The sequence below is a fragment of the Mycolicibacterium aubagnense genome (assembly GCF_010730955.1).
Classification (GTDB): Bacteria; Actinomycetota; Actinomycetes; order Mycobacteriales; family Mycobacteriaceae; genus Mycobacterium; species Mycobacterium aubagnense.
The window spans coordinates 1,068,625-1,091,788 of record NZ_AP022577.1 but is presented as its reverse complement, the minus strand read 5'-3'; the positions used below and the strand labels follow the sequence as shown (position 1 = coordinate 1,091,788).

Here is a 23,164-nt window from a genome sequence, read left to right as displayed (position 1 = left end):
CGCCTCTGCAGAATCGGGATCGGATGACATTGACCAACACGTCACCGGCGGATCACGACGATCTCGCCGGTTTCGGCTACGACCAACAGCTGCACCGCTCGCTGGGCAAGTTCGCCTCGTTCGCGGCCGGCTTCTCGTTCGTCTCCATCCTGACCACGATCTTCCAATTGTTCGGCCTCGGATACAGCTTCGGCGGTCCGGCGTTCTTCTGGACCTGGCCGGTGGTGTTCATCGGACAGTTCGCGGTGGCCCTGTGCTTCGCTGAACTCGCGGCCCGTTACCCGATCTCGGGGGCCATCTACCAGTGGGCCCGCCGCCTCGGCGGTGAGGTGGTCGGCTGGTTCGGTGGCTGGTTCATGATTGTCGCCCAGATCATCACGGCCTCCGCCGCGGCCATCGCACTGCAGGTGGTGCTGCCGGCGGTGTGGTCGGGATTCCAGATCATCGGCACCGACACCGCGCTCACGTCCGCGGACGGAGCCGCCAATGCCGTGCTACTGGGTACCGCGCTGCTGGTCATCACCACCACGATCAACTGCATCGGGGTGCGCTGGATGTCGCGGGTCGCGACGATCGGTGTCTGCTGCGAGATCGTGGGTGTCATCGCGGTCGTCGGGGTGTTCTTCACCCATGCGCAGCGTGGTCCTCAGGTCGTGTTCGACACCGGGGCAACGGGTTCCGGCTACGGCTGGGCCTGGATCGCCTCCGGTCTGATGGCCGCGTACGTCATGGTCGGATTCGGTTCGGCCGGTGAACTCGCGGAGGAGACGCGCGACGCCCGTCGGGTTGCGCCGCGCACCATCCGGTCGGCGCTCACCGTGTCTGCGCTCGGCGGTGGTCTGATGATCATCGGCGCACTGATGGCGGCACCGAGCCTGACCGACGGTCGCCTCGCGACGGAGGGCCTGCCCTACGTGCTGGGCGCGGTGCTGTCGTCGCCGTGGGGCACCTTGCTCCTCGTCGACGTGGCGATCGCAATCTTCATCTGCACCTTGGCAATTCAGACCGCGGCCACCCGCCTGATGTTCTCGATGGCGCGCGATCATCGATTGCCGTTCTCGTCGGTCCTGTCCCGCGTGAATCCGGCTACCGGGACGCCCATTCCGCCGGCGGTCGTGGTCGGTGTCGCGTGTGTCGGTGTGCTCTTGGTGAACGTCGGCAACTCCGCCATCTTCGCGACTCTCGCAAGCGTCTGCATCATCGCGATCTACATCGCCTACCTGCTGGTGACTGCGCCGCTCCTGGCGCACCGCCTCCGCGGAATGCGCTGGGACGCATCGGTTACCGACGCCGGCGGTCGGCCACTCTTCTCGCTGGGCCGCTGGGGTCTGCCGGTCAACGTGTTCGCCGTGGTCTACGGCGCGGCGATGGTGATCAACCTGGCCTGGCCACGGCCGGAAATCTACGACCCGACGGGCGCCATGCCGCTACTGGTGTGGGCCGGGCCGTTCACCATCGTCGCCATCGTCGCGCTCGGTGCCCTGTGCTTCCCGTACCGCAAGGAGCACCCACGTCCCGTCGGATCACTCTGACCCCCGCCAACCAGCCACTGCCGAAAGGATTCTCATGAGTTCTTCGTCCACCTCGACCACCTCGACCACCGCAGCCGCCCGCGCGCACGCCCGCGCCCAGGCCGGCATCCAGGCGGCAGCCATGCCCGTCGTACCGGCATCACAGTGGCCGTCGCCGCCGGCCGGTGTCGACGCCGCCCGGCTCACCTGGGCCGAGACGGTGCCGGGCGGTCGCTACACCAGTAAGGTGCTGGCCCGCGGAACGCGGTTGCGGCTCACCGACCTCGACGGTCGCGCCTGCGCGCACCTGCTGCTGTGGCGCGCCGACGCCCCCTGGGAGCGGCTCAACACCGCCGACACCGTCAAGGTGCCGTGGCAGGCATACCTCGGTACCGGCCATCCACTGCTCGATGACCAGGGGCGGGTCCTGGCGACCATCGTCGCCGACACCTCGGCTCACCACGATGCACTGTGCGGCACGACAACCCGCGCCCAGAACGAAGCCCGCTACGGCGCCGGCACCGCGCACTCGGACAGCCCGGCCGGCCGGGAGCTGCTGGTGCTGGCCGCCCTCAAACACGGCCTGGGCCCGCGTGACGTCGCACCCGGGGTGTCGTTCTTCCACGGCGTCCGTGTCGACGACGAGGGCAAACTGGTGTCGACGGGTTCAGCCGGCCCCGGCACGGCAGTCGAACTGATCGTGCACCTGCCGGTGATCGTGGCGATCGCCAACACGGCTCACCCACTGGACCCGGAGCCACGCTTCACCACGTCCGATCTGGAGGTGCTCGCCTGGTCGGCGCCCGACGATCTCGCCGACCTGGCCGCTCGCGCCGAGACGATCGGACCCGAGTACGAACGCGCCCATCGCAACACCGAAGACGTCTGGAGCGCACTGCATCTCACCGAAGGAGTCCCCGCATGAGTACTGCCATCGACCCGGTCCCCGCGCTGGTGTCCGGCACGACGATCCTCGACGAGATCGTCGATGCCCGCGGACCCTGGTCGGCGATCATCACGGCAGGCGACGTCCTGACGATCGTCGACCTGCACGGCAACCAGGCCGTCGACACGCTGATCTACGGGGCGCACGACACGTCCCGGCGCTACAGTGCGCAGACCACCATCACGGCGCAGCGGTCATTGTTCGTCAGCACCGGAACGGTGCTGCGGGACAGCGACGGTGAGGCGCTGATGACCGTCGTGGCGGACGAGGTGGGCAACCACGACACCGTTGGTGGCGCCTGCTCGCAGGAATCCAACACGCTGCGCTACGGCCACCACACCCGGCACCAGCACGCCTGCGTGGAGAACTTCCTCATCGAAGGCGCGCGATACGGCCTCGGAAAGCGCGATCTGGCACCGAATCTCAACTTCTTCATGAACGTGCCGGTGGAAGCCGACGGCACCCTCGGGATCGTCGACGGTTTGTCGGCGCCGGGTCTGCGGGTGGCACTGCGCGCCGATACCGACGTCCTCGTGTTGGTGTCGAACTGTCCGCAGATCAACAACCCGTGCAACGGCTTCGATCCGACGCCCGTACGGATGATCGTCACCCGCCCGTCCTGATTCACGTTCTGACACAAAGCGTTGAGCAGAGGAGTACCCGCATGGCGCCATCGATGACCGAGCCCCCCATCACCGTGCTGCGGTCGGGACCGAGCACCACCGTGCAGGACTGGCCGGGCCGCATCGGCTACTGGCAGGTGGGCGTGCCCCCGTCAGGACCGATGGATGACCTGTCGCTGCGGCTGGCCAACCTCGCGGTCGGTAACGCCGAAGGGGCGCCCGGCCTGGAGGCGACGATGGCCGGCCCGACACTGGGATTCGACGAGGCGACCGTCGTCTGCGTCACCGGTGCCCCGGTATCGGTGACCCTCGACGGGGTGCCGGCGCGGCAATGGGCGCCCATCGCGGTCCCGGAGGGCGGCGTGCTCGAGATCGGCGCGGTCCAGGGCGTCGGGATGCGCATCTACATCGCAGTGGCCGGTGGCATCGAGGCCGAGGCCTACCTCGGCTCGCGTTCGACGTTCACGCTCGGGAAGTTCGGCGCGGGTGGTCGGGCCCTGGCCGCCGGTGACCGCCTCGATCTGGGGGCCGCCGTGGGCCGTCCGCGCCGGCTCACCGATGAGGAGGTCCCCTCGATCGGCCACGAATGGCGGCTGGCGGTCACCGAAGGACCGCATGGTGCGCCCGAGTTCTTCACCCGCGCAGATATCGAAACCCTCTACGAGGCAACTTATTTGGTGGACCACAACCTCGACCGCACCGGTGTCCGCCTGGTCGGGCCGAAGCCGCAGTGGGCCAGACCGGACGGCGGTGAGGCCGGACTGCATCCGTCCAACATCCACGACACTCCGTATTCGGTTGGCGCACTGGACTTCACCGGAGACACCCCGATCCTGCTCGGTCCGGACGGCCCCAGCCTCGGTGGATTCGTGTGCCCGGTGACGGTGACGTCCGCGGACCGCTGGAAGCTCGGGCAGCTCACCCCCGGCGACCGGGTCCGCTTCGTTCCGGTGCGGGCCAGCGCCGCGGCGCCGTTGGCGGCCCTTGGCACGTCGCGGCGGGCGGCGTCGCCGGTGGTGCGGAGCCCGCGCGGCGACGGCGACGACGGTGTGCTGCACCGTGGCGTCACCGGGGACGGCACGACCTCAATGACGTTGCGCCGCAGTGGCGACGACAATCTCCTGGTCGAATACGGCACGATGACGCTGGATCTGGTGCTGCGGGCGCGGGTGCACGCGCTGCACACCGCGATCGAGGCGCACCGGCCCCGCGGGATCATCGACCTGACGCCCGGAATCCGTTCGCTGCAGGTCAAGTTCGACGCCGCGCTCACCGACCACCAGACGATGACGGCGTTCGTGCTCGACATCGAGTCCGCGCTCGGGCCCGTTGATCAGTTGGTGCTGCCCAGTCGCTCCGTCCGGCTGCCGCTCAGCTGGGACGACCCCACCATCCGGCTGGCCATCGACCGGTACCGCAATGGCGTGCGCGACGACGCCCCGTGGTGCCCGAGCAACATCGAGTTCATCCGGCGGATGAACGGCCTGCAGACGCAGCAGGAAGTGTTCGACATCGTCCACGCGGCAAGCTATCTCGTGCTCGGCCTGGGCGATGTCTACCTGGGCGCCCCTGTCGCCACACCGGTCGATCCGCGGCACCGGGTGGTCACCACCAAGTACAACCCGGCCCGCACCTGGACACCGGAGAACGCGGTCGGGATCGGGGGTGCCTACCTCTGCATCTACGGTATGGAAGGCCCGGGCGGTTACCAGCTGATGGGCCGTACGACCCAGGTGTGGAACCACCGGTTCCCGCTGTCGGCACCGGGTTTCGAGCCCCAACATCCGTGGCTGCTGCGGTTCTTCGACCAGGTGTCGTGGTATCCGGTGTCCTCCGAGGAACTGAGCGATCTGCGCGCAGATGTCGCCGCCGGGCGCGGCACCGTGGACATCACCGATGGCGAATTCCGCATCGTGGACTATCTGGACTTCCTGTCGCGTGAGGCCGAAGATATCGCCGCGGTGCGGCAGCGGATGACCACTGCCCGGGGCGAGGAGCGGGCGCGCTGGGAGGCCAGCGGCGAGATCGGCGCACGCAAGAAGCCGCGCGCCACAACAGGACAGGAAGTCGCGTGATGGATCGGATCAGCGCCGCGTTCGCGGCTATCGCCCAGCGACCGGAAGCCTTCATCACCGTGCGCGACGAAGATGCGGTGCGCCAGGAGGTTTCGCAGGCGCAGGGCCCGCTGGCCGGTCAGCTGCTGGCCGTCAAGGACAACGTCGATGTCGCCGGTGTGCCGACCACCGCGGCGTGCCCGGGCTACGCCTACACTCCGGAGGTCGATGCACCGGTGGTGGCGGCCCTGCGGGCGGCGGGTGCGGTGGTGATCGGCAAGACCAACCTCGATCAGTTCGCCACCGGGCTCGTCGGCACCCGAAGCCCGTACGGTGCGGTGCGCGACGCGCGGCGGCCGGACCGGATCTCGGGCGGTTCGTCGTCGGGTTCGGCCGTCGCGGTCGCGATCGGCGCGGCCGACCTCGGAATCGCCACGGACACCGCGGGTTCCGGTCGGGTGCCGGCGGCATACCAGGGCCTCATCGGAATCAAGGCGACGATCGGTCTGGTGTCGACCCGTGGCGTCGTCCCGGCCTGCCCGAGCTACGACTGCGTGACAATTCTGGCGCGCGACCTGAGCACGGCAGAGCGCGCCATGGCGGTCATGGCCACGACGACACAGCGGCCGTGGCCCACCTCGACCCGCTTCGCAGCCCCGGCCGATCCGGTTCTGGCGGTGCCGACCGAACTCCCGGCGATGGCTCCCGGTTGGGCTGCCGCGTTCGAGCGGGCGGTCGACGCCGCGCGGGGGGCCGGGATGCGGATCGTGCCCGTCGACCTGACGGATTTCCTGGCCGCCGCGCGGCTGCTGTACGACGGCGCACTCGTCGCCGAACGCACAGCAGCGGTGGGAGACTTCATCGCCGGCGCGGGGGAGAGCAACGATCTCGATGCTGGTCTCGATCCGACGGTCGCGGCCATCATCTCCGCCGGCGGTGCCCACACCGCGACGGGGCTGCTGCGCGATCGACGTGCGCTGGATGACCTGCGGGAGCGGGCATTCCGCACGCTGGGGGAGTGCGACGCGCTGCTGGTCCCCACCGCGCCGATGCAGCCGACGTTGGCTGAGGTAGCGGCCGACCCGGTCGGCGTCAATGCCAGGATCGGCACCTACACCAACTTCTGCAATCTCTTCGACATGTGCGGGGTCGCGGTCCCGGCCGGCGAGGTCGTCGAATCCGACGGCACCACAGCCCAATTCGGGGTGACGGTACTGGGACGGGCATTTGATGATGCCGTGGTCGCCGACCTCGCGGCCCGGCTGAACGGTGGTGAGCGGGGTGCGGAGCCGTCCTGGCCGGAGCTGGCGGGAGCCGGCGCGCTGACACTGGTGGTGGCCGGTGCGCACCTGCGGGACCAGCCGCTCGCCGGTCAGCTGCACGACCTCGGGGCGCGGTGGGACGGCCCGGCCCGCACGGCCGAGCGCTACCGGATGACCGCGCTGCCGTCCGGAAAGCCCGCACTGGTGCGGCTGGCCCACGGCGGGCGGGCCTTCGAGGTGGAGCGCTGGGCGCTCGCGCCCGCGGCGCTCGGTCGATTCCTTGCGGCGCTGCCGACACCGATGGGCCTGGCTGCGGTGGAACTGGACGACGGGTCCTGGGAGACCGGGTTCGTCTGCGCCGATGAAGGGGCCATCGCGGCGCCGGACATCTCGGAATTCGGCGGCTGGCGGGCCTATCTGCAGTCCCGGGAGTTCGCGACGCAGTGATTTGGGCACGATATTCCGCGGCGTGCGCGGAAAATCGTGCACAAATCCCCAGCAGTTAGCCGGTGCGCGAACTCGCGGCGGCCCGGGCGGACCAGCGGCCGCCGTCATAGCCGACGGTCACCGGATGCGCGAAGGCTTCTGTCACGTGATCGCTCGTCACGGTCTCGACGGCGGGGCCTACTGCGACGGTGCGGCCACCGGCGATCAACAGCGCATGCGACGTGGACGTCGGCAGTTCCTCGAGATGGTGCGTCACCAGGATCGATGCCATCTCGGGATGTGAATGCTCCAGTGCATCAAGGGTTTCCAGCAACTGCTCGCGGGCTGCCACATCGAGGCCGGTGGTCGGCTCGTCAAGCAGCAGCAGTCGGGGCTCGGCGATCAGGGCGCGGGCGATCAGGGTCCGGCCCCGTTCGCCCTGCGACAGCGTCGGCCAGACCGCGTCGGCCCGGTGGCTCAGCCCCACGGTGCAGATCAGTTCGTCGGCGCGGGCGATGTCTTCGGCGGTGGGCGTCCAGCGGGCGGCGATGTCGATGGTGCCGGTGATGCCGGTCAGTACCACCTCGCGCACCGTCAGCGGGTACTGCAGCCGGTGCCGGGGGTTCACGTGGCCGATGGACCGGCGCAGCGGTGCCAAGTCGGTGCGGCCCATCTGCGCGCCCAGGACCCGCACGATCCCGGACGTCGGAAACGTCACCGCGCCGCAGAAACCCAGCAGCGTGCTCTTGCCGGCGCCGTTGGGTCCGAGCAGCGCCCAGTGCTCACCTTCCCGCACCGTCAGCGAGATGCCGTCGATGATCTGCTTGCCTTCGCGGCGGAAGGTCACGTCGTCGAGTTCGAGGACGGGGGTCATGAGAATGATTCCTTCAGGGTGCTCAGGTGGGTGCGGCTGGCCGCGGCGGCCGCGGCGGGGTCGCGCGCGACGATCGCGTCGGCGAGTTGCTGATGCAGGTCGTGGTCGCACGGCTCGGAACTGATCGGGTGGATCTTGAGCATGTCGATCATCGCCAGCCGAAGCCGGGGGAGGAATGCGTCGAACAACTGGATCAGCACGTCGTTGTGCGCCGCGGCGATCACGGCCCGGTGAAAAGCCATGTCCGCGTCGACATGTTCGGGGACCGACTGTCCGGTGACTCCGCGTGCGGCGAGCGTGCGGCGGATGGTGCGCAGGTCCGCCGGGGTGCGACGGGTCGCGGCCAGCGCGGCGCCCTCGGCCTCGATGGCGATGCGGGCTTCGATCACCGACGCGATGTTCGCGCTGCGCAGCACGGTGTCCCAGTCCTCGGCGACGTCCAGTGCGGTGACGAACACTCCGGCGCCCTGGCGGCTGTCGAGGACGCCCTTTCCGGCGAGTTCGCGGATGGCCTCGCGCAGTGTGGAGCGACCCACGCCGAGCTGGGCGGCCAGGGTGGTTTCTCCTGGAAGTCGCTGTCCCAGTGCCCATTCACCATCTTTGATGCGCGTCAGCAATAGCTGTGCGGCCTGCGCTGCCAGGGGCTGGCGCTGTACCTGCGAGACCATGAAACCTCTCTACTTGTCTGAGGAGTTGTGTATAGTCTAACCATCATGACGCGCGTGCTCCTCCTTGGCTGCCGCGGCGGGGTCTGAAACGACCGGCCCCCTGCCGTGGGGCTCTGTCGCGACCGGTCACCTCATCAACTGACCGAAAGCAAACCACTCATGAGCACCTCCTGGAACCGTCAACAACCGTCACCGATGCCCTGGCACCGCTACACCGATGTCTTCAACCGCGTGGACATTCCTGTGGCCCCACGGGATTGGCCCAGCAAGCGAATCACCACCGCGCCGCTGTGGGTGCCCGTCGACCTGCGCGACGGCAACCAAGCACTGGCCGAACCGATGGACCCCGGTCGCAAACGCCACTTCTTCGAACAGCTCGTCGCCATCGGTTACAAGGAGATCGAGGTCGGCTACCCATCGGCGTCCCAGACCGATTTCGACTTCGTGCGGTTGCTGGCCGAAACCGATATCGCGCCACCAGATGTCACCGTCGCGGTGTTCACCCCGGCCCGGCGCGACCTGATCGAGCGCACGGTCGAATCGGTGCGGGGCATGCGCAACGACGTCGTCATCCACATGTACACCGCGACCGCGCCCACGTGGCGAAATACCGTGCTGGGCAAGGACCGCGACGAACTGCGCAGCCTGATTCTGCACGGCGCGCTCGACGTGCTGACCTTGACAGAGGACATGCCGAACATCCGATTCCAGTTCTCTCCGGAAGTGTTCAACCTCACCGAACCCGACTATGTGCTGGAAATCTGCGACGCCGTGACACAGCTGTGGGACGCCACCGAGCAGCGGCCGGTGATCCTGAATCTGCCTGCCACCGTGGAGGTGGCGACGCCCAACGTGTACGCCGACCAGATCGAGTACATGCATCGGCACCTGGCCCGGCGCGACGCGGTGATCCTGTCCGTGCACCCGCACAACGACCGGGGGACCGGGGTGGCCTGCGCCGAATTGGCCGTGCTCGCCGGCGCCCAACGCGTCGAGGGCTGTGTCTTCGGCAACGGCGAGCGCACCGGCAATGTTGACATCGCCACCCTGGCCCTGAACCTGTATGCCCAGGGTGTCGACCCGATGATCGACTTCTCCGATATCGACGCGGTCGCCCGCACCGTCTCGCACTGCACCCGGATGCCCATCCATGAGCGGCATCCGTATGTCGGCGACCTGGTGCACACCGCGTTCTCGGGCACGCATCAGGACGCCATCAAGAAGGGTCTGATCGAACATCGCACTCGGGCCGCTGCGGAGCGCAAATCGGAGCGCGAAATCGATTGGCGGGTGCCGTATCTGCCGATCGATCCGGCTGATATCGGACGCAGCTATGACGCCGTCATCCGGGTCAACTCACAATCCGGCAAGGGCGGCATCGCCTACCTGCTGCACACCGGATACGGGCTGGACCTGCCGCGGCGGCTACAGATCGACTTCGCCCGGCACGTGCAGGCCCACACCGACGGCAGTGGTGCCGAGGTCATGGCGCCCGAGCTGTACGACCTGTTCGAGGCCACCTACCTGGACCAGAGTGGCCCGGTGGAGCTCAAGGACTGGCACGCGAGCAGCGACGAGACCACCGAGATCACGCTGACCGTCAACGGGATGGCCCACACCAGTACACATCGCGGTGTCGGACCGGTCGAGGCGCTGACCCAGGCACTGGCCGACGTGGGCCGGCCGGTCGAGATTCTGAGCCTGACCCAGCAGTCCATCGGTGCCACCGCGGTCACCTACTTGGAACACCGCGGCGGCTGGGCGTGTGGACGCAGCGATTCGGTGCTGACCGCGTCGCTGGCGGCGGTGATCGGGGCAGCCAACGTGCGCGGCGATTGACGCCCCGTCATGACCGGGTGCTCGCTTTGTGCAGCGCACGCACAATGCTGTGCTTGGCCAGATCCACCTTGAACTGGTTCTGGCTCAACGGGCTGGCGCCGTTCATGGCCACTTCGGCGGCGCGACCGAACGTCGTGACATCGGCGACATTGCCCACCAACACGGCTTCGGCGTCGGGGGACCGCCAGGGTTTGGCGGCGACGCCGCCCAGGGCAAGGGCGGCCGAGGTGACGATTCCGTCGTCGATCGTCATGCCGACCGCCACAGAGACGAGGGCGAACGCGTAACTGTGGCGGTCGCGCACCTTGAGATACCAACTGTGGAACGCATATTCGGAGGGCGGCAGCTCGACGCCGACGATCAGCTCACCCGGTAACAGCGCATTGTCCTGCTCGGGATGATCCCCCGGGAGCCGGAAGAACTCCGATAGCGCAATGCTGCGGTCACCTTCGCGCGACCGTACGTGGACGACGGCGTCGAGGATCGCGAGTGCCACCGCCATGTCCGACGGGTGCACCGCGACGCACGAAGGGCTCGCGCCGAAAAGTGCGTGCTCGCGGTTGAATCCGTCGAGCGCGGCGCACCCGGACCCGGGCCGGCGCTTGTTGCATGCCCCGAAGGTGACATCCATGAAGTACGGGCACCGGGTGCGCTGCATGAGATTGCCGCCTGCGGTGGCCATGTTCCGCAGCTGTGTGGTCGCTCCGGACAGGATTGCATGTGACAGCACGGGATACCGGGTGCGAACGAGGTGATGATTAGCGATCGCGCTGTTGGTCACGCCAGAGCCGATCATGATGCCGCCGCTGTCGGTGGCAGTGATGTCGCCCAGGTCCAGCCTGCCGACGTCGACCAATGACGACGGCTGCGTGACACCGAGTTTCATCAGATCGAGCAGGTTCGTGCCACCCGCGTAGTAACTGCCGCCGGTGGCGTCCGCCAGCGCAAGAGCATCGTCGACGTTGTGCGCGCGGTAGAAGTCGAACGTCTTCATCGGCCACACCCGGGCAGGCACGACGCGACCGCGTCCACGATGTTGGGATACGCGCCGCAGCGGCAGATGTTGCCCGCCATCCGTTCGCGAATCTCGTCGGCAGACAGGGCCTCGGGGCCCCTGGCGAGATCGGTGTACGGGCCGTCGAAGGATGCCGCGGACAGGTCGCCACGGGAGTGCTCGTCGAGCAGCGCATGCGCGGAGCTGATCTGGCCGGGAGTGCAGTAGCCGCACTGGAATCCGTCGTGGTCGACGAATGCCTGTTGCAGGGGATGGAGCCGTTCGCCGTCGGCGATGCCCTCGATGGTGAGGACAGTGGCCCCGTCGATCGACACGGCGAGCGTCAGACAGCTCACCACGCGCCGGCCGTTGACGCTGACCGTGCACGCGCCGCACAGGCCGTGATCGCAGCCCTTCTTGGTGCCGGTGAGCTGGAGACGCTCACGCAGCAGGTCGAGCAGTGTCGACCGGACGTCGGTTTGTACCGTGACCGGCACCCCGTTGATCGAGAGCTCAACGGTGTGTTCGGGATGGCATTCGGCTGTCATGATGTTGGGTCCTGGGGTGCATTGTCGAAGGGGGACAACAGGTTTTCGACAGTGATGGGCAAGTCGTACAGTCGGCGGCCGGTGGCGTGGTACACAGCATTCGCGATCGCCGCGGGCACACCGCAGATGCCGATCTCGCCGATGCCGCGAGCACCGAATGCCGTGAGGTGGCGGTCGGTACCGTCGACGAAGCTGATGTCGAAGACCGGGACGTCGGCGTGGGTGGGCAGGTAGTACTCGCCCAGGGCATGACCGGTTCCTGGGGCGTAGGGCACCTGCTCCATCAGCGCCATGCCGAGTCCAAAGGTGATGCCACCGATCACCTGACTGCGCGCGAGCTTCGGGTTGATGACCCGGCCGCAGTCCATCACCGCCACCCACCGCGTCACCGACGCCCGCCCGATGTGTTCGTCCACCTCCACCTCGCAGAAGTGGGCACCGAACGATTGCGATACCGGACCGTCCTCGGGCGCGCCGTCGCTGCCGCTGCTGAAGGTCAGCCGGTCGAGTAGTGCGCTGTCGGCTGTCGCCAGCAGCGCGGCGACGGCGGTACTGGGCACTGGCCGGACGCTGACGATCTCGCCGCCTCGGATGTCCACGGAGGCAAGGTCGCATCCGGCATGCGGTGAGCCGTCGTCGGCGACGACGTATTCGAGCACCCGACGCTTCCATTCACGGGCCGCCTCGAACACCGCCGAGCCGACGGCGGCGGTGGTTTGCGATGCTCCGCTATAGGGCGCCGTGGGGAAGTCCGAGTCACCGGAGTAGAACGCGACCCGCGACAGCTGCAGGCCGGCGGCGTCAGCGGCGATCTGGGTCATGGCGGTCCGCACGCCGGTGCCGACTTCGTGGGTGGCGGAAGAGAATTCGACAGTGCCGTCTCCTCTGGTGCGGACGTGACAGCCGGCGGGCATCCGGCGTCCGGGGTAGGTTGCGGTGGCCATGCCCCAACCGACGAGCACGCCGTCGCGCCGCAGCGAGCGGGGTCGCTGCGGCCGGTGCTCCCAACCGAACCGTTCGGATCCGCGCCGGTAGCACTCGATGAGATGCTCGTCGGACCAGGGCCGCCCACTGGCTTGGTCCTTGTCGGCGTAGTTGGTGATCCGCAGGTCCAGCGGATCCATATGGAGCGCATCGGCGAGTTCGTCCATGATGACTTCGAGTGCGAACAGTCCGGGCGCTTCACCGGGACCGCGCATGAAGCACGGCGTGGGTCGGTTCACCCGGGCAACGGTGTGCGACACCACCATTCGCGGGGACTGATAGAGGAACCGCGTCGACAACCCGGCCGGTTCGCAGAAGTGCGCGACGGTGGACGTCTCTGTGAGGGTATGGTGCTCGATGCTGGTCAGCCGGGCCTGCGCGTCGGCGACCAGACTCAGATGCTGTTCAGTGCGGGGACGGTGCCCGGTGGAGGTGAACATCTGGTCGCGGCTGACGACCAGCTTGACGGCCCGCCCTGTCATTCGTGCGGCCGTGGCACACAGGGCAACGTGCATCCACATGAAACTCTTCGAGCCGAACGCGCCACCGACCAGGGGAGCGACGATCCGGATACTGTCGACCGAGATGCCCAGATAGGTTGCCAGCGTTTGTCGTTCACCGGCAATCCAACGCGTGCTGTCGTACACGGTCAGGTGATCGCCGTCCCAACTGGCAACCGTCGAAGCCAGCTCGATGGGGTAGTGGGCGTTCTCCGGCGTGGTGAAGCGCGACGAGATTCTGGTTCCCTCAACCGGTTCGTCGGCGGGACCGCGGTGGTCTTGGAGTTTCTCTTCCGGCAGTTTCACGAAATGATCGGGCTGGTACACACCGCCGCGCACAATCCGATCGCCGCCGTGGTTCCCGTCTGCGGGCCGGTCGAGCACCTCACGGGCCGTCAGGAGGGCCGGCAACTCGTCATATGCCAGGTCCATCAACGACGCGCCGAACTGCGCATTCTCCAGGGTGTCGGCGACGACCACGGCCAGATGCTGACCGCGGTGCTGGACCGTCAGATCTGACATCGGTGGTCGGCGTTCCAACGGCAGGTCCCAGGTGAGATCTTCGGGAAGCATCTGCAGGGGAGGACAATTCAGCGGCGACAATACGCACACCACCCCTGGTGCGGCCTCGGCCCGAGCGGTAGCGGCCAGCAGCGAGTCACGGGTGACGCGGCCATGGGAAATGTCCGACTGCACCAGAACCGCATGCTGCACATCGGGCAGTGCGGTGTCGGCCGCGTAGCGTGCGCGGCCGGTTACCTTGTCGTCGCCCTCGACCCGGTTGACGGGCCGTCCGATCGCTCCGTCGGCCGTCATCGGATGGCTCCGTCCCATATCGGGGCACTGTCAGTGGTGCCGAGCCGCGATACGACCGCGCGCGTGATTCCGACGGCTGCGATGTCCTGTAGGACTCGCAATCGGTGGTTCTCCCATTGGCGTAGGGCCGATTCCGGCAGTGGCTCCCGCGCCGTGTGGGTGCTCAGGGCCTGCGCCAAGAATGCGGCGTCGCCGATCGATTTCGACGTGCCCGACGCGGTATGCGGCCGTACGGTGCCGGCGGCATCACCGATCACGAGTACCGGTCCCCGGCGGAGGCGGCTACTGGGTAGGTCCATCACCGGCTGCAGAAACGGGGCGGAGTGGTCGATGAGCTCGGCGAACAACGGCGGCAGTTCGGTCTTGGCCAACGCGTGCAGGGTGGCCGCACTCGCGGCGGATACGTCGTCGGCCGGCAGAAAGTATGCGTATCGCCGGCCGGATTGGCCAGTCATGATGTCGTCGAAGGCCTCTGGCGACGCGTTGACGTACCACACCCAGTTGACGCGGCGCAGGCCCGGCTCGATCTCCCCGGCGGGGCCAGGCACCAGATAGCACAGGAACTGCACCCCGTTGGCGCTGAACAGCGTGAATCGGTCGGTCAATTCACGGGTCAGGTCCGGCGGGAGATCGCTTTCGCGTTCCAGTCCGCGCCAGGCCACATACCCGCTGTAGCGGGGATCCTCCGGCTGAACGAATTGCCGGACAGTAGAACCGATCCCGTCCGCCCCGATCACCATGTCCCAGTCGGAGGTGGTGCCGTCCGCGAAGGTGAGGGTGGTGCTGTGGTCGCTCGCGGTCACCGTCGTCACTTCGACGCCCTGCCGGTAGTCGACGTCGCGCAGCGCACCCCGAAATGTGCGGTAGAGGGTATCCCATGCGGTCATCGTCTGCGGCTGGGCGAAGACGCGCGGCGGACTGTGTCGATGCAGGAGTTGGCGTTCGACCAGGGGCACGCTGACGGTTGCGGGCGGGATATGCGAGATCGACAGCAGCGCTTCGATTTCCGGTTGCATGACGATGCCGGCGCCGCGCCCCTCGAGCCGTCCGGCAGTCTGCTCGAACACCGTGATGTCCGCGGTGGTGACGCGGCTCAGTTCCAGGGCTGCGGCCAGCCCGGCCAAAGAGCCCCCGACAATCGCCACCTTCCAGCGTTCGCCGCTCATAAGCCGAGGATCCGTTCCGCGTTCCCCGCGGCCACCTGAGCCAGTTCCGCTACCGGAATCGGCAGTCGGCGAAGGAATTCCGCTCCGGAGACGGCGGACCGGTAGGGGTGGTCCACCGAGTACATGATGTGGTCGATACCCATGACGTCGCGCGCGCACATGAACGGTGGTGTCGTGAAATAGCCACTCGTGGTGATGGTGAAGTGCTCCAGGAAATAGTCGCTGACGGGGCGCCTGAGTCCCGTCACCGATGTCGGCAATCCGTCCTGGGCGCGCAACAGGGAATATGGCAGGTGCTCTCCGAGGTGCCCGACGATCAATCGTAACGTCGGGAAGCGATCCAGCACCCCCGCGAGAATGAGCCGCAGGCAATGCAATCCGAGTTCCGCGTGCCAGGTATACGCGGCGGTGGCCAGAAAGTACGCACTGCTGTCGGGCAGGCCGGCGGTGTAGATGTCCCGGACAGCGCGAGGCGGTGGCGAGGGGTGTACGTACAGCGGCACGTCTAGTTCTGAAGCGGCCTCGAAGATGGGGGTATAGCGCGGATCGTCGAGAAAAGACCCTCCCGTGGTGCCGTCGAGAAAGCCCCCCACGCAGCCTAATTCGCGTACCCCACGGCGTAACTCCTCTGCGGCACGGTCCGGCTGTCGGAGGGCCAGGCTGGCGAACATGCGCAACCGGCCCGGGTGCCTGCGGGTCGCGGCGTACGCCGCGTCGTTGGCGTCGCGGACCAGTGCGCTGGCGTCCGCCGGTGCCAGTCGGTGCTGACCGCCCGCGGCCAGGGAGAGCACCTGGACGTCGACACCGCCGGCGTCCATGGCGGCGATCCGGGCGTCGTCCAGATCGAGCAAAGCTGTCCGCAACGTTGCTGACTTCGCGGCGGGCGGCAGGAACTGTTCGGTGGCTGCCAGGTACTCCGCGGTGGTGTAGTGCTCCTCGAGCGTGACCACCCGAATGTCTACGCCTTCGGTACTCGCCGGTGACGGATACACCGTGATCGTCATGCCACCTCCTGGGCGCGCGGGGGAGCGGTAGTCGGCGATGATCGCCGATGCCACCATTCCAGGGCACCGTGGGTCGCGTCATCAGTCAGGTGACTGCAATCGATGCCGTGAACGGATTTCGTTCAGTCATCAAACTGATGGCTGGTGCACCAGCGTCAGCTATACAGAAGAGCCACCTTCGTGCGGGCTCGGCCGGCGGTGGCCGAACGGAATGGCCGAGGCCAACTGCAAGTGAGGACACACGCTGATGCCGACTGTCGCCGATCACGTCATCGCCACACTGCAGGCCAGCGGGGTTGACCGCGTATTCGGTCTGCCCGGTGACAGCCTCAACGGATTCACCGATGCGATCCGGCGAGCCGACGGAGTCGCTTGGGAGCATGTACGTCACGAAGAGACGGCCGCCTTCGCCGCGGCCGGTTTCGCCGCGGTGACCGGGCAGTTGGCCGTGTGCGCCGGCAGTTGTGGCCCGGGGAACCTGCACTTGATCAACGGCTTGTTCGACGCGCAGCGCAGTCGCGTACCGGTGCTCGCCATCGCCGCCCACATTCCCGCAGCCGAGATCGGGTCTCAGTACTTTCAGGAAACCCACCCGCAGGAATTGTTTCGCGAATGCAGCGTCTTCTGCGAACTCGCGAGTACTCCTGAATCTGCCCTGCGCGTGCTGCAGATGGCGATGCGCGCAGCGATCGAGGAACAGGGGGTGGCAGTGGTCGTCGTTCCCGGCGAGGTGTTCCTGCAGCGGCTGCGTGATCCGGCGCGGATCCGGCCAGTGTTGCCGAGCCGATCCGTCACGCGGCCGGACGACACAGCACTCGCGGCCGCGGCCGCGATTCTGAACCAGTCCGCAAGAATTACGATCCTTGCGGGCGCCGGCACCGCGGGGGCGCACGAGCAATTGGTTGAGTTGGCGGGAACGCTCAAGGCGCCGGTGGTGCATGCGCTGCGCGGCAAAGAGTATGTCGAGTACGACAATCCGTACGACGTGGGCATGACCGGGCTGCTGGGGTTTGCCTCCGGCTACAAGGCGATCAAGGAAGCCGATGTGCTCCTGATGCTCGGCACCGATTTTCCGTATCGCCAGTTCTATCCCGAGGATGCGATCGTCATTCAGGTCGATATTCGGGGTCGGCATCTCGGCCGCCGCACAGCGATCGACGTCGGGCTGGTCGGGACGGTGCGCGATACCCTGATCGCGCTGCGCCCGCTGCTGGCACCGAAATCGGACCAGACTCATCTCGATCGTGCGGTCAGCCATTACCGCCGGACCCGTGACCGCCTGGACTCGTTGGCGGTGAACGATCACGACCGGACCCCGATCCGACCCGAATATGTTGCCGCGCTGGTCAGCCGATTGGCCGCCACCGATGCGGTGTTCACGGTCGATGTCGGGTCGCCGGTGGTCTGGGCGGCCCGTTACCTGACGATGAACGGCCGGCGGCGACTCCTCGGGTCCTTCAACCACGGCACCATGGCCTGTGCGCTGCCGCTGGCCATTGGTGCACAAACCGCAGACCGGAACCGTCAGGTCGTCGCACTCGCGGGCGATGGTGGGCTCACCATGTTGTTCGGTGAGCTGATCACTTTGGTGCAGAACCGGTTACCGGTGAAGCTGATCGTGTTCAACAACTCGTCGCTGAACTTCGTGGAGCTGGAGATGAAAGCTGCCGGGATCGTCACTTTCGGCACGGACCTGCACAACCCCGACTTCGCGGAGGTTGCCCGCGCGTGCGGCTTGTTCACCCGCCGCGTCGAGCATCCTGCCGACCTGGAGTCAGCGATTGCCGACGTGCTCGAACATGACGGGCCGGCACTGGTCGACGTGGTGACAGCACGCAACGAACTCTCCATCCCGCCCGCGATCACCGCGGAACAGGCAAAGGGCTTCTCGCTGTATGCGATTCGCACCATTCTTGCCGGCCATTCGGACGAACTACTGGATCTGATCACCACCAATGTGGCACGCAGAATCCTCGACTGAACTCGATCCGAAGGTGATGGTGACAAACGACTCGCGGCGCCGCGCTGCCGCCGCTGCGGTATTGACGGGCGCATTGGTGGCTTCCTGTGCCGGTGGCCAGATGCATACGCCGGAGTCGAGCAGTCCGGCTCCTGCGGCCAGCCAAGCGGTCGGCCCGCAGTACGACTCGGTGCACGTCTACGTTGCGCCGGGCCAACTCGACGCCTTTGTGCGCAGTTGGTTGGCCACATTCGGCGGATCGGCGAAGCCACAAGCTGTCGTTACCGTGACCCCCACACCCAGCCAGACGAAATCGCAGCTGATCTTGTCTCCGGTCGGCACCATCTCGGCGTTCGAGTTCACCACAGCGGTGCCGTACCCGTTCGGCGCCGAACGCACCGGCTGGCTGATGGCTGACTTCGACGCCGGAGTTCAACAGGCCCGCAACGCCGGTGCCGCGGTCGTGGTCGAGCCGTTCCCGGATCCGATCGGCCGCGATACCGTCATCGAGTTCCCCGGTGGCGTGAATGCCCAACTGTACTGGCACACAACAGCACCCAGTTATCCGCCGTTGGCATCGGTTCCTGACAACCGGATATATCTGCCCGCGGCGAGAGCGGATCAATTCCTCAAGAGCTATCTACAGTTCACTCACGGACGCCTCGACGCCGACGCCGCGGCCGCGGACGGGGTCCTGATCGGCAAGCCAGGTACCACCTTTCGCCGGATACACCTCACTTCACCGTTCGGCGACACGCTGATCGCGGTGACTGACGGCCAGTTGCCGTATCCGTATGGTCGCGAACTCGCCGGGTACCGCGTCGCTGATGTCTCTGCCGTCGTCGCGAAGGCGGTGGCTGCCGGTGCGACTGTGCTCAGTGCACCCGTGCGCTCCGGCAGCACTACGTCGGCAATGCTGCAGTGGCCGGGAGGCTACATCGCTGAACTCCACTCCGACTGATCGGCCAGCGTCTCACCGGCTGGCTCGTTCGCCTACCGGCGGCCCGCGGGTGCGGTGAGGTGCTCGTCCACCCAGTTGTTGAAGGTCTGCCATCCGACCTCCGGATAGCGCTGATGCAGGTCGGCGATGTCGGCGCTGTATCCCTGCGCGGACAGGAAACTGAACATGGCCCGCATATCGGCGGAGGCGATTTGGGAGGGGTTGTAGGTGATCAGCTCGATCGGGTAGCCCAACGCGTGCTCGAGGGCCGCGGTCATTTGGCGCGGTGTCGGCGCGTCGGACGCGACGTCGATGCGCAGCCCCGTAAAGCGTTGTGGGTCATGCAGGATGATGGCGACGAACCGGCCCAAGTCGCGCCGGGAAAGCTGTTGCAGCGGAGTGGTTGCCGGAATCGGCAAAGAAAATCGGCCTGATTGGAGCTCATCGATTCCGCCGAGCAGATTGTCGTAGAAGTAGGTCGGACCGACGATGGTGTGGGGCACGCCCGAGGCGGCCAGCGCCGTTTCGATCTTGGCCTTGCTGTCGAAATGCGGGATCCCGGTGTGCTGGTCGGCATTGGACACCGATGAGTAGACCAGATGGGGGACCCGGGCTTTCGCTGCGGCGCCGATGATGTGCAAACCTTGGGCCACTTCGATATCGGGGCCTTCCTCGAAGGGGGTGGTCACCGCGAAGACTCCCGCGACGCCGGCGAAGGCGTCGCTGAGGGCTTGTTCGTCGCCGAGGTCAGCCGCGGCGACCTCGATGCCCTGTTGCAGAAGTTCCTGTGCCCGAGGCGATTGGGGGTTGCGCGCGATGGCGCGTACTCGCAGGCCACGCTCGACGAGGGCGCCGGCGACCGCACCGCCGGTGGCGCCGGTGGCACCGATAACCGCGTATGTGTGAGCCATGTTGTTCTCCTCGCTCATGCGGACTGACGTTTCAGTACGTAGATGTGTTCGCCGTCGAGCACCAGCTCGCCGCGTTGATTCCTCACGGAGACAGCAGTTTTGACTCGGCCTTCCGTGCCCTGGGTGACCAGTTCAGTGATCTGCAGTTGGGAGTACAGGGTATCGCCGGCATGCACTTCGCCCAAGAACCGGCATGCCAGACTGTCGAATCGGACGAATACGTCGCCGATCACGTGCGGGAACAGGGTTGCCCCGGGCGCGGTGAAGGCCAGCACCTGCAAACCGTGCACGACCGGTGCTGAATGACCGTGGGCCCGAGCCCACTCCACGTCGTAGTGCACAGGGTGGTTGTCGGCCGAAATCGCTTGGAAGGCCGAACCGTGGGCGTCGGTGACCGTGCGGCTGGGTGCGCGGAAGACCTCTCCGACCTTCAGTTCCTCGAATGTTCGTGCGGGCACCATGCGGTGTTCGTTCGGATCGAACGCACCAAGCGCGGCGGCATCGGACATCGCAACTCCTTTGGTCATTGCGTAGGACGGCTGGTTACGTGAAAGCTCGTCGATAATTCGGGGGATAGGCCAATTGATGTCCGAGGCGCTCAGCCGCCTGCCGGACCCACGCGGGGTTTCGTAGCAGGACGCGGGCGAGGAACACCGCATCGGCCTGCCCATCGGCGATGATGCTGTCGGCTTGCTCTGGTTCGGTGATCAACCCGACACCCGCGGTGGGTAGCTGCGCAGCTTCACGTACGCGGGCCGCGAACGGTATCTGATAGTTCGGCGCGACGGCGATGGGTGCGTCGGGAGTCGCGCCCGGCCGCGGATATCGGTGCGATCACCACGACTGAACCTGGTCGGGTGGCTTTCAGTGCGCCGTTTTCGCCCAACAGTGCGGAGGGGGTGTCACGAGACATGACCAGACACAGGACGACGCCGACGAGTCCGACAGAATGCATGATCCTCCGATCGCTGACGCCGTCTGGCCGGTTTCCTCGCGTGCACCCACGAGTGTGCAAGACGTACCGGGTGCCGGCATCAGTCGGATGACTGGGGCGTGCTGCCGATCAACCTGATCCGGCAGATTTCGCCTCCGGGGCATCGCCGTCAGTCACTGTACTGACGACATGGGGCAGGCCGTAACACATTATGGCGCAGCGACGTTGGGCCGCGAACGAGCCCGCCCACCATGAAGGGGATATGCATGCCCACGATACGGACCACCGACGGTGTCGACATCTTTTTCAAGGACTGGGGCAGCGGACAGCCCGTTGTGTTCAGCCATGGATGGCCGCTCTCGTCCGACGACTGGGACACCCAGATGCTGTTCTTCCTGCAGCACGGGTATCGGGTGATCGCTCACGATCGGCGCGGCCATGGGCGTTCGACCCAGGTCGGCCACGGCCACGACATGGACCATTACGCCGACGATCTCGCTGCTATCGTCGAGCATCTCGATCTGACCGACGCGTTGCATGTCGGGCACTCCACCGGCGGTGGGGAAGTGGTGCGCTACTTGAGCCGTCACGGCCAGGACCGCGCAGCCAAGGCGGTGTTGATCAGCTCTGTACCACCGTTGATGGTCAAGACCGACGCCAACTCAGGCGGTGTCCCCAAACAGGTTTTCGACGATCTGCAGGCGCAGGTCGCGTCCAACAGGTCCGGGCTGTACCGAGATTTCGCCGCCGGACCGTTCTTCGGCTTCAACCGTCCTGGTGTCGAGCCATCCGAAGCCATCATCCAAAACTGGTGGCGTCAAGGCATGATGGGCGGAGCCAAGGACCATTATGACGGAATCGTCGCGTTCTCGCAGACCGATTTCACCGACGATCTGAAGACGACGACAGTGCCCACGCTGGTGATGCATGGCGACGACGACCAAGTCGTTCCCTACGAGAATTCCGGTCTGCTGTCGGCCAAGTTGTTGCCCAATGGCTCATTGAAGACGTATTCCGGCTTCCCACACGGTATGCCGACCACCCATGCGTCGACCATCAATGCCGACCTCCTGGAGTTCTTCCGGTGCTAGGGGACTGACCTCGCGAAAACCCAACCGTCGCGCGTTCCGGTCATCAGTCGGATGACCGCGTGGTGCCGGTGATCAGTGCGGGCCGCAGCGATCGGCGTAGAGTCCTCGACACCGAAACCTCATCGGTTGGGAGGATGTCGTGAGCCGAGACGTGGTGCTGGATCCAATGATCGCGCGTCTGGTCGCAGCCATGGCCACGCCCCCCACGCTGGGCCAGCTGGGCCCGCAAGACGGTCGGCTGGCGCTGCGTGAGGCGCAGCAAACCGTCATCGAGCAGCCTGGAACAGTGGCGCGGTTTCACACCGCGCCGGTGGGTCCTTCTGGTCTGGTGGGGTTCTGGTTGGTACGACCGCTCAACGAGCATGGCCCACTGCCGACGGTGTTCTACGTGCACGGCGGCCGATTCATGTTCGGCGACGCGGACACTCACGGGCGCGTGGTCGGGGCCATCGCCGCGCGCTGTCGCGCCGCCGTCGTGGTTCCTGAATACAGTCGGGCGCCGGAAGCGCGATACCCGGTTGCTCTCGAAGAGTGTTATGCCGCGCTGCTGTGGGTTCGTGACAACGCGGAGTCGTTGGGTGTCGATGCGAAAGCGATTGCGCTGGCCGGTGATTGCGCGGGTGCGACGATCGCGACGGCCGTCACCATGGTCTGCAAGGCTCGCGGTGGTCCGCGGCTGCGCGCGCAGCTGCTGTACTATCCGCCAACTGATGCGCGGTGCGAATACCCGTCCCACAGCGCGTATGGGGAGGGCTATCTGCTGACCAGCGACGAGCAGGCCTGGTATTGGGATCAATACTGCGACGGTGACGTCGACTGCCCGACGGTATCTCCGCTTCGCGCACCGGTCGCGGATCTCGGCGGGTTACCGCCGACATTGATAATCACCGCCGAGGCCGACGTGGTGCGTGATGAAGGTGAAGCATTTGGTGAACGGCTGCGCGAAGCAGGGGTTTCGGTAACCTGCACCCGGTATCTGGGTACGGTGCACGATTTCGTCGTGCTCAGTCAGCTCAGTGGCACACCGTCTGCCCGGGCCGCACTCGACCAGGGCGTGAGATTCCTCGACGAAGCGATACACCGATGACAAGACGCCGCTTGATAGTGCTGCGC

General features: G+C 66.6%; 20 protein-coding genes. 10 read left to right on the top strand and 10 right to left on the bottom strand.

The window, feature by feature from the left end; all coding sequences use genetic code 11:
- The first annotated feature begins 23 nt into the window (after nt 1-23).
- From G6N59_RS05405 to atzF, 5 genes are read left to right on the top strand one after another with little or no spacing between them, the layout of a single operon-like run.
- Entirely contained in the window at nt 24-1,532 is a 1,509-nt protein-coding gene (locus tag G6N59_RS05405; RefSeq protein ID WP_138231142.1) for an amino acid permease, read from the top strand.
- A 34-nt stretch (nt 1,533-1,566) separates the two neighbouring features.
- Complete coding sequence (locus tag G6N59_RS05400) at nt 1,567-2,436, top strand: urea amidolyase associated protein UAAP1 (RefSeq protein ID WP_138231141.1); 870 nt, start codon at nt 1,567-1,569, stop codon at nt 2,434-2,436.
- The gene (locus G6N59_RS05395) at nt 2,433-3,080 is read left to right on the top strand and encodes an urea amidolyase associated protein UAAP2 (RefSeq protein WP_138231140.1); all 648 of its coding nucleotides are present in this window, start codon (nt 2,433-2,435) and stop codon (nt 3,078-3,080) included. Before G6N59_RS05400 ends, G6N59_RS05395 begins: the two co-directional genes overlap by 4 nt.
- A gap of 53 nt (nt 3,081-3,133) precedes the next feature.
- Nucleotides 3,134-5,155: a 5-oxoprolinase/urea amidolyase family protein gene (locus G6N59_RS05390; protein WP_170212411.1), complete on the top strand. Its 2,022-nt coding sequence runs from the start codon at nt 3,134-3,136 to the stop codon at nt 5,153-5,155.
- Entirely contained in the window at nt 5,155-6,843 is a 1,689-nt protein-coding gene (atzF, locus tag G6N59_RS05385; protein WP_234884311.1) for an allophanate hydrolase, read from the top strand. The genes G6N59_RS05390 and atzF overlap by 1 nt, the downstream gene beginning before the upstream one ends.
- Nucleotides 6,844-6,898: 55 nt before the next feature.
- Here atzF and G6N59_RS05380 read toward each other — a convergent pair whose 3' ends face one another.
- Nucleotides 6,899-7,696, bottom strand: coding sequence for an ABC transporter ATP-binding protein (locus G6N59_RS05380; protein WP_138231138.1), 798 nt, complete (start codon nt 7,694-7,696; stop codon nt 6,899-6,901).
- Nucleotides 7,693-8,364 (bottom strand): FadR/GntR family transcriptional regulator, encoded by a 672-nt coding sequence (locus tag G6N59_RS05375; RefSeq protein WP_138231137.1) that lies wholly within the window; start codon nt 8,362-8,364, stop codon nt 7,693-7,695. The genes G6N59_RS05380 and G6N59_RS05375 overlap by 4 nt, the downstream gene beginning before the upstream one ends.
- A 195-nt stretch (nt 8,365-8,559) precedes the next feature.
- On the opposite strand from G6N59_RS05375, the gene G6N59_RS05370 reads away from it, so the two are divergent.
- Nucleotides 8,560-10,203 carry a 2-isopropylmalate synthase gene (locus G6N59_RS05370; protein WP_138231392.1) on the top strand — a complete coding sequence of 548 codons (1,644 nt, stop codon included), beginning with the start codon at nt 8,560-8,562 and terminating at the stop codon, nt 10,201-10,203.
- 7 nt (nt 10,204-10,210) lie between these two features.
- Here G6N59_RS05370 and G6N59_RS05365 read toward each other — a convergent pair whose 3' ends face one another.
- From G6N59_RS05365 to G6N59_RS05345, 5 genes are read right to left on the bottom strand one after another with little or no spacing between them, the layout of a single operon-like run.
- Nucleotides 10,211-11,197 carry an FAD binding domain-containing protein gene (locus G6N59_RS05365; RefSeq protein ID WP_138231136.1) on the bottom strand — a complete coding sequence of 329 codons (987 nt, stop codon included), beginning with the start codon at nt 11,195-11,197 and terminating at the stop codon, nt 10,211-10,213.
- Nucleotides 11,194-11,745 carry a (2Fe-2S)-binding protein gene (locus G6N59_RS05360; RefSeq protein ID WP_138231135.1) on the bottom strand — a complete coding sequence of 184 codons (552 nt, stop codon included), beginning with the start codon at nt 11,743-11,745 and terminating at the stop codon, nt 11,194-11,196. The genes G6N59_RS05365 and G6N59_RS05360 overlap by 4 nt, the downstream gene beginning before the upstream one ends.
- On the bottom strand, nt 11,742-14,045 hold the full coding sequence (locus tag G6N59_RS05355; RefSeq protein WP_234884290.1) for a xanthine dehydrogenase family protein molybdopterin-binding subunit: 2,304 nt from the start codon (nt 14,043-14,045) through the stop codon (nt 11,742-11,744). Before G6N59_RS05355 ends, G6N59_RS05360 begins: the two co-directional genes overlap by 4 nt.
- Nucleotides 14,042-15,211, bottom strand: a complete 1,170-nt coding sequence (locus tag G6N59_RS05350; protein ID WP_138231133.1) for an FAD binding domain-containing protein — start codon at nt 15,209-15,211, stop codon at nt 14,042-14,044. Before G6N59_RS05350 ends, G6N59_RS05355 begins: the two co-directional genes overlap by 4 nt.
- The gene (locus G6N59_RS05345) at nt 15,208-16,215 is read right to left on the bottom strand and encodes an amidohydrolase family protein (RefSeq protein WP_197907910.1); all 1,008 of its coding nucleotides are present in this window, start codon (nt 16,213-16,215) and stop codon (nt 15,208-15,210) included. The genes G6N59_RS05350 and G6N59_RS05345 overlap by 4 nt, the downstream gene beginning before the upstream one ends.
- A 247-nt stretch (nt 16,216-16,462) precedes the next feature.
- Here G6N59_RS05345 and poxB point away from each other — a divergent pair, with 247 nt between their 5' ends.
- Both poxB and G6N59_RS05335 read left to right on the top strand, forming a co-directional pair.
- A complete protein-coding gene (poxB, locus tag G6N59_RS05340) occupies nt 16,463-18,196 on the top strand; it encodes a ubiquinone-dependent pyruvate dehydrogenase (RefSeq protein ID WP_138231132.1) in 1,734 nt (577 codons plus the stop codon).
- Nucleotides 18,171-19,136 (top strand): glyoxalase, encoded by a 966-nt coding sequence (locus tag G6N59_RS05335; RefSeq protein ID WP_220099699.1) that lies wholly within the window; start codon nt 18,171-18,173, stop codon nt 19,134-19,136. Before poxB ends, G6N59_RS05335 begins: the two co-directional genes overlap by 26 nt.
- A 32-nt stretch (nt 19,137-19,168) precedes the next feature.
- Here G6N59_RS05335 and G6N59_RS05330 read toward each other — a convergent pair whose 3' ends face one another.
- From G6N59_RS05330 to G6N59_RS31020, 3 genes are read right to left on the bottom strand one after another with little or no spacing between them, the layout of a single operon-like run.
- Nucleotides 19,169-20,026 (bottom strand): NmrA/HSCARG family protein, encoded by an 858-nt coding sequence (locus tag G6N59_RS05330; protein WP_138231130.1) that lies wholly within the window; start codon nt 20,024-20,026, stop codon nt 19,169-19,171.
- Nucleotides 20,027-20,040: 14 nt separating this feature from the next.
- Entirely contained in the window at nt 20,041-20,535 is a 495-nt protein-coding gene (locus G6N59_RS05325; RefSeq protein WP_138231129.1) for a MaoC family dehydratase, read from the bottom strand.
- Between the two features lie 34 nt (nt 20,536-20,569).
- A complete protein-coding gene (locus tag G6N59_RS31020; RefSeq protein WP_163911919.1) occupies nt 20,570-20,818 on the bottom strand; it encodes an oxidoreductase in 249 nt (82 codons plus the stop codon).
- Between the two features lie 408 nt (nt 20,819-21,226).
- Here G6N59_RS31020 and G6N59_RS05315 point away from each other — a divergent pair, with 408 nt between their 5' ends.
- Both G6N59_RS05315 and G6N59_RS05310 read left to right on the top strand, forming a co-directional pair.
- The gene (locus tag G6N59_RS05315) at nt 21,227-22,051 is read left to right on the top strand and encodes an alpha/beta fold hydrolase (protein WP_138231128.1); all 825 of its coding nucleotides are present in this window, start codon (nt 21,227-21,229) and stop codon (nt 22,049-22,051) included.
- 139 nt (nt 22,052-22,190) lie between these two features.
- Nucleotides 22,191-23,138 carry an alpha/beta hydrolase gene (locus tag G6N59_RS05310; RefSeq protein ID WP_234884289.1) on the top strand — a complete coding sequence of 316 codons (948 nt, stop codon included), beginning with the start codon at nt 22,191-22,193 and terminating at the stop codon, nt 23,136-23,138.
- The last annotated feature ends 26 nt before the right edge of the window (nt 23,139-23,164 follow it).

Bases quoted from the DNA above. Each gene is read 5' to 3' on its own strand.
- G6N59_RS05325 (WP_138231129.1), bottom strand. From the start codon at position 20,535: ATGTCCGATGCCGCCGCGCTTGGTGCGTTCGATCCGAACGAACACCGC.
- G6N59_RS05345 (WP_197907910.1), bottom strand. From the start codon at position 16,215: ATGACGATCACGGTGTATCCGTCACCGGCGAGTACCGAAGGCGTAGAC.
- G6N59_RS05370 (WP_138231392.1), top strand. From the start codon at position 8,560: ATGCCCTGGCACCGCTACACCGATGTCTTCAACCGCGTGGACATTCCT.
- G6N59_RS05355 (WP_234884290.1), bottom strand. From the start codon at position 14,045: ATGACGGCCGACGGAGCGATCGGACGGCCCGTCAACCGGGTCGAGGGC.
- G6N59_RS05395 (WP_138231140.1), top strand. From the start codon at position 2,433: ATGAGTACTGCCATCGACCCGGTCCCCGCGCTGGTGTCCGGCACGACG.
- G6N59_RS05360 (WP_138231135.1), bottom strand. From the start codon at position 11,745: ATGACAGCCGAATGCCATCCCGAACACACCGTTGAGCTCTCGATCAAC.
- G6N59_RS05330 (WP_138231130.1), bottom strand. From the start codon at position 20,026: ATGGCTCACACATACGCGGTTATCGGTGCCACCGGCGCCACCGGCGGT.
- G6N59_RS05405 (WP_138231142.1), top strand. From the start codon at position 24: ATGACATTGACCAACACGTCACCGGCGGATCACGACGATCTCGCCGGT.
- G6N59_RS05375 (WP_138231137.1), bottom strand. From the start codon at position 8,364: ATGGTCTCGCAGGTACAGCGCCAGCCCCTGGCAGCGCAGGCCGCACAG.
- poxB (WP_138231132.1), top strand. From the start codon at position 16,463: ATGCCGACTGTCGCCGATCACGTCATCGCCACACTGCAGGCCAGCGGG.
- G6N59_RS05335 (WP_220099699.1), top strand. From the start codon at position 18,171: ATGTGGCACGCAGAATCCTCGACTGAACTCGATCCGAAGGTGATGGTG.
- atzF (WP_234884311.1), top strand. From the start codon at position 5,155: ATGGATCGGATCAGCGCCGCGTTCGCGGCTATCGCCCAGCGACCGGAA.
- G6N59_RS05380 (WP_138231138.1), bottom strand. From the start codon at position 7,696: ATGACCCCCGTCCTCGAACTCGACGACGTGACCTTCCGCCGCGAAGGC.
- G6N59_RS05350 (WP_138231133.1), bottom strand. From the start codon at position 15,211: ATGAGCGGCGAACGCTGGAAGGTGGCGATTGTCGGGGGCTCTTTGGCC.
- G6N59_RS05365 (WP_138231136.1), bottom strand. From the start codon at position 11,197: ATGAAGACGTTCGACTTCTACCGCGCGCACAACGTCGACGATGCTCTT.
- G6N59_RS05390 (WP_170212411.1), top strand. From the start codon at position 3,134: ATGACCGAGCCCCCCATCACCGTGCTGCGGTCGGGACCGAGCACCACC.
- G6N59_RS05400 (WP_138231141.1), top strand. From the start codon at position 1,567: ATGAGTTCTTCGTCCACCTCGACCACCTCGACCACCGCAGCCGCCCGC.
- G6N59_RS05315 (WP_138231128.1), top strand. From the start codon at position 21,227: ATGCCCACGATACGGACCACCGACGGTGTCGACATCTTTTTCAAGGAC.